The sequence below is a fragment of the Frankia nepalensis genome, from assembly GCF_016786325.1.
In the GTDB taxonomy this organism is placed as follows: Bacteria; Actinomycetota; Actinomycetes; order Frankiales; family Frankiaceae; genus Pseudofrankia; species Pseudofrankia nepalensis.
Genome location: NZ_JADWYU010000271.1, coordinates 1 through 5,428, shown reverse-complemented (window position 1 = coordinate 5,428; position 5,428 = coordinate 1). Strand labels below are relative to the sequence as shown.

Here is a 5,428-nt window from a genome sequence, read left to right as displayed (position 1 = left end):
CGGCGGGCGCGGCGGCGCGGCCCGCCCGGGGGGGGGGGGGGGGGGGGGCGGGGCCCGCCACCGCCGTGGCCCAGCAGGTCGTCCACGCCGACGTCGACCATGCCACCGCCGGGGGTCGGCGGGACGTCGTAACCGTCGTAGGGGCCGTACGGGCCAGCCGGCTGGCCGGGAGCCGGGGGACGCTCCTCGAAGGGCCCACGACCGCGGTCACGCCCGCCCCGCCCCACCCGGCGCAGCCGGGTCGTTCTCGTGTCGGGGACGGGCTGGGCGGGCGGAGGAACCGGCGGGCCGGGGTTCGGCTCCCCCGGCTCAGCCGGGCCACCAGCGACCGGGGGGCCGGCCGCCGAGGAGGCCGTGTCGAAGCCGAGATAGGTCCGTTCGTCGTGGTCCCACTCACGGGAACCGTCGTCGCCACCACCGGTCGGTGTCGTCATGGCCGGGATCCTCCTCTGCCACCGCTTTCGACGGATGTCGACCTTCAAGGGTCCACGCACGCGCCGCGCCAGGGGTGTGCTACCTGATCATCCTGCCCCATCGCGGACGCACCTCCCAATACCGACACCACCAACTATCCGCGCGTCGCGCGCGCGTTGGTCAGCGGATGCGCTGGCCGACGCCGGCGGTGCACAGCCAGACCTCGTCGGCGGCCTGGGCGAGCCGGGCGTTGAGCTGGCCCAGCTCGTCGCGGAACCGGCGGCCGGCGACGGTGGCGGGAACGACCCCGGAGCCGACCTCGTTCGTCACCGCGACGACGTCGGCCGCGGTCGCCGCCCAGGCCGCGACCAGCTCGTCCACCGCCCGGGCGAGCGCCGCGTCGGCGGCGTCCGCCGCCGGGCCGCCGGCCTCGGTCACGGCCCAGAGGCCCGCCGCGTCCATCGCGGCCGTGAGCCAGGTGCCGACGCAGTCGAACAGGACGGCCCGCCCGGCTTCGCCGGCCGCGCTGCCCGCGGCCGGCGCGTCGGACACCGGCGTGGCGGCGGACCCGGCGGGTGAGGGCCGGCCCGGGGCGGCGAGCACCGCCGCGGCGTCCGCGGTCTCGACCGTGGACCAGGTCGCCGGCCGGCGGCCGCGATGCAGGGCGACCCTGGCGGACCACTCGGGGTCGTCCGCCGAGGCCGGCACGCCCGTCGCGAGGTAGACGACCCCGTCCCTGCCGGCGAACATCTGCTCGGCCAGCCGCGACTTGCCGGACCGGGCGCCGCCCGTGACCAGGACTCGCCGGCCCGGTGGCACCGGCGCGAGCAGCGTGACGCCGGCCAGCTGCGCGCGCACCGCCGGGGCGAGCGGCACGGTGGGAACCACCCGCGCCGGCAGCGCCGCGACGGTCGCCGCCGGCAGCGGCCCCTCGGCGGGGCAGTGCAGCAGCACGCCACGCGTTGTGTCCACCAGCAGAGCGACCTCGTCGCCGCCGGCGGGGAGCACCAGGACCCCGGCCGGCGGCGGGTCACCAGCGGCCACGTCCACCAGCGCCCGGGGCGGGATGCCCGGGTCACGGCGGTCCGGCCCCGGGCCGGTCGGCAGCACCGTCACGCCCACGAGTGAGAGGCCGGCGAACGCCGCCCGGGTCGTGACCCCGAGGCCGCAGTCCAGCAGCAGACGTCCGCGGCCCGGTTCGTCGACCAGCACGCCCACCGGTCCGCCGCGCCGGGGCTGCCCGTCGGCGCGAGCCTCCCGGGCGGGAGAGGGGCTTCCGTCGGCCAGCACGACCACGGCCGTCACCGCGTGCCCAGGCCCGGGCGGACGCTCAGCGGGCGCGCGGCCGGTAGCCGTGTGGTCGGCCGCCGGGCGGCCGGTCGCCGCGTGGCCCGTCGCCGCGTGGCCGGTGGTTGGGCGGTCTGTCGTTGGGCGGTCTGTCGTTGGGCGGTCGGTCGTCGCGAGCTCACGCTTCCGAGGATGCCGCCCGGCTCTTCGCCCGGGCCGCGAGGGCCGCGGAGGCGAGGACGGTCGTCGCCGCCACGGTGGCGGACGCCGTCGACGAGACCGCCCCGGCGGCGCCCGCGGCGACCGCCGCGGCGGTCCGCGCGGTGAGCACCACGGCTGCGGCCGACCCCACGACGGCAGCCACCGCCGTCGCCGACAGGACGGTGCCCGCGGTCGCCACGGCCGCCGCCGTCGCCCGCGCGGCCCGCCGCGCCTCGGCGATGCTCACCCTTGGCCTCCCCCCGACGTCAGCGGCACGTCCGGCCGCCGAAAACGCAAGTTACGTCGCTCGTGGCATCGTGGCACGCCGCGACCGCCAGCGACAGAGCGACCGCCGGCGTCCCGCCCTCGGTACCGGGCCAGAACCGGGACGGGTCGCCCGGCGGCGGGCGCCGGTCGGGCGACCAGGAGACCGCCAGGGGACGGCGGCCAAGGGGACGGCGGCCAGGGATGACCCACGCCGCATGGCCCTTGGCCGTCCTACTCGAGGTCGAAGAGGCCCTGGCGGACGGCATACATCACGGCTTCCATCCGCGAGTGCAGCTGGAGCTTGTCCAGGATGTTGCGGACGTGGTTCTTGACCGTGTTCTCGCTGATGAACAGCTTGCGGGCGATCTCGCGGTTGGCCCGGCCCTCCGCGACGAGCTTGAGAACCTCGAGCTCGCGCGCGGTCAGATGCGGAGTGTGCAGCCGGGGACGGTCCTCGGTACCGCGGGCGATGGTCGCGAACTCGGTCATCAGCTTGGAGGCCATCGACGGGCTGATCAGGCTCTGCCCGTTGTGGACGGCGCGGACGGCGTCCGCGACCTCGTGCGGCGGGATCGACTTGAGCAGGTAGCCGACGGCTCCCGCCTTGATCGCCTCGAAGAGGTCGTTCTCCTCGTCGCTGACCGTCAACATCACGATCTTTACGCCGGGGACGGCGCGCTTGACCGCGCCGGTCGCCGCGATTCCGTCGCGCAGCGGCATCCGGACGTCCATGAGCACGATGTCCGGCAAGGTCCCGGAGGCCAGGGAAACTGCCTCCTGACCGTCACCGGCTCGCCCGACGACCTTGATGTCGTCCTCTATCTCGAGAACGGTCTGCAGGCCCTGCAGGAACAGCTCATGGTCGTCCACCACGAGAACCCGGATCGGGGTCACGCCCCGGATCGGGTCGGCCTCGGCGGCGGCCGACGGCGGAACGACGCTGGCGGTCATCACACACCCGGAAATCGATGAACGGATCTTTCGGAAGTACCTAATAGGACCACCGGCGAATGGTGGTTCTGGTGCCCGCCCACTCTACGTGATGAGACACGTACCAGTGGTTGCATTGACGTCCGCGCCTTGTCAGCGTGGCGCGAGCCAAACGCTTCCGACATGCCCGAATGATACCCCCGCCAAGGCGCACTTTTTGCCGCATCCAGGAACAGATGGGACGGAGAGCCGGATTGCCGCGTGCCAAGCCGGCATCGGTCCGACTTCCCCGCGATGTCGGGACACCAGCCGGGCGCCACGTGCCCTCACCCGCGCCTTCCGGCCCGCGACCAGCACCAGCCGGGCGCTTGTAGGGCGCGGATCCCCGCCTCACGCACGCCTTCCAAAGGCGTTTCTAATGCGGTTTGACATAGCCCCGACCGCTTGGGTCGCCCGAACCACATAAAGTCACCCGGTGCCAAAACGGTGACCGCCGGGTCGCGCCAACCGCTTAAAGTCACCCGGTGCCAAAACGGCGCCCCCTCTTTGGTGGCACAACCGCGTGATCTGACGCACCGTGCAGTACATGGTTACCGCCGCCCGGCCCAGCCGCGTTACCCCCGCCGTAAGCGACCCGTCCGCGGGCCGGTCCGCCGACACCTCACCCACCGCCGCCCGGCTGCGGCTGGCGCCGGGAACCGCTTGGGCCGACGTGTTCGCCAGGGCCCGCGACGCGGCGCCCGAGGCCTTCGGCGACGGCCGGCTGCACAACCTGTGGGGCGGCCGCTGGCGCCCGACGGGCGTGCCGCTGTCCAGCAGCGCCTCACCCGTCGACGCCACCCCGATCGCCGGTCCGCCGATGATCGAGATCGACGAGGCGCGGGAGGCGATCGGCGCGGCGCTGGCGGCCCACCAGCGCTGGCGGGACGTTTCGCTGGCCGACCGGCGCGCGCGGGTGGCCGCCGCCGTCGACGCGCTCGACGCCCACCGGGACACGCTCGCGCTGCTGCTGGTCTGGGAGATCGGCAAGCCGTGGCGACTCGCCAGGACCGACGTCGACCGGGCGATCGACGGCGTCCGCTGGTACCTGGACGAGATCGAGGGGATGCTCGCCGACCGGGCCCCGCTACCCGGCCCGGTAAGCAACATCGCCAGCTGGAACTACCCGATGAGCGTGCTCATGCACGCCGTCCTGGTGCAGGTCCTCGCGGGCAACGCGGTCATCGCCAAGACGCCGACCGACGGCGGCGCCGCCTGCCTCACGCTGGCCTGCGCGCTAGCCCACCGCGAAGGGCTGCCGATCTCGCTGGTCTCCGGGCCCGGCTCGCGGCTGTCCGGCGCGCTGGTACGGGCCCCGGAGATCGGCGCGCTGGCGTTCGTGGGCGGCCGCTCGGCCGGCGGCCAGGTCGCCGCGGCCCTGGTCGACACCGGCAAGCGGCACTTCCTGGAGCAGGAGGGCCTCAACGCCTGGGGGATCTGGGAGTTCTCACAGTGGGACCTGCTCGCGGGCCACCTGCGCAAGGGCTTCGAGTACGGCAAGCAGCGGTGCACCGCCTACCCGCGCTATGTGGTGCAGCGCCAGTTGTTCGACCAGTTCCTCCAGATGTACCTGCCGGTGGTCGAGTCGGTCCGGTTCGGGCACCCGCTCGCCGTCGCGACCGACGACGAGCCACTGCCCGACCTCGACTTCGGCCCGTTGATCAACGCGGTCAAGGCGGCGGAACTCGCCGGCCGGGTCGACGAGGCGATCACCAAGGGCGGCGTCCCGCTCCACCGCGGCAGGCTCACCGACGGCCGGTTCCTGCCTGGGCAGGACACCGCCGCCTACGCGCCGCCGGTGGCGATCCTGTCCCCACCCAGCTCGTGCGCGCTCCACCACGCCGAGCCGTTCGGCCCGGTGGACACCATCGTGCTGGTCGACTCGGAAGCCGAACTGCTCGCCGCCATGAACGCCTCGAACGGGGCGTTGGTCGCCTCGCTCGCCTGCGACGACGAGGACAAGGCCAGGCGAATGTCCGCCGAGCTGGCCGCCTTCAAGATCGGAATCAACAAGCCGCGCTCCCGCGGGGACCGCGCGGAGCCGTTCGGCGGCCGCGGCGCCTCCTGGAAGGGCGCCTTCGTCGGCGGCGAGCACCTCGTGCGCGCCGTCACCGTCGGCCCTGACCCCGACGAGCGCCTCTACGGCAACTTCCCGTCCTACTCCCTCTATCCGCGGACCTGAGCCGATCTACCCGCGGACCTGACACCCGATCCGCGGCCCTGGCCCGGCCCCGCGCAGGCGGGGCCGGCGGCGGCGGCCGCCGGACGGGCGGTTCGTCCGCTGGATCCG

Annotated in this window: 4 protein-coding genes and 1 pseudogene; 1 reads left to right on the top strand and 4 read right to left on the bottom strand. The window is 74.3% G+C overall.

The genetic code is table 11. The features are described 5' to 3' along the window. The 4 genes and pseudogenes from I6A81_RS40095 to I6A81_RS40080 all read right to left on the bottom strand — a co-directional run. Positions 1-434 (bottom strand): annotated as a pseudogene (locus I6A81_RS40095) (hypothetical protein); the annotation flags it as partial. A 160-nt stretch (positions 435-594) separates the two neighbouring features. Further along, positions 595-1,710: a bifunctional adenosylcobinamide kinase/adenosylcobinamide-phosphate guanylyltransferase gene (locus I6A81_RS44495; protein WP_307875224.1), complete on the bottom strand. Its 1,116-nt coding sequence runs from the start codon at positions 1,708-1,710 to the stop codon at positions 595-597. 169 nt (positions 1,711-1,879) lie between these two features. Then, positions 1,880-2,149, bottom strand: a complete 270-nt coding sequence (locus I6A81_RS40085; RefSeq protein ID WP_203003258.1) for a hypothetical protein — start codon at positions 2,147-2,149, stop codon at positions 1,880-1,882. Positions 2,150-2,400: 251 nt separating this feature from the next. Continuing rightward, on the bottom strand, positions 2,401-3,120 hold the full coding sequence (locus I6A81_RS40080) for a response regulator (RefSeq protein WP_203003257.1): 720 nt from the start codon (positions 3,118-3,120) through the stop codon (positions 2,401-2,403). A gap of 565 nt (positions 3,121-3,685) precedes the next feature. Here I6A81_RS40080 and I6A81_RS40075 point away from each other — a divergent pair. Beyond that, a complete protein-coding gene (locus I6A81_RS40075; RefSeq protein ID WP_203003256.1) occupies positions 3,686-5,320 on the top strand; it encodes an aldehyde dehydrogenase family protein in 1,635 nt (544 codons plus the stop codon). Positions 5,321-5,428: the final 108 nt, after the last annotated feature.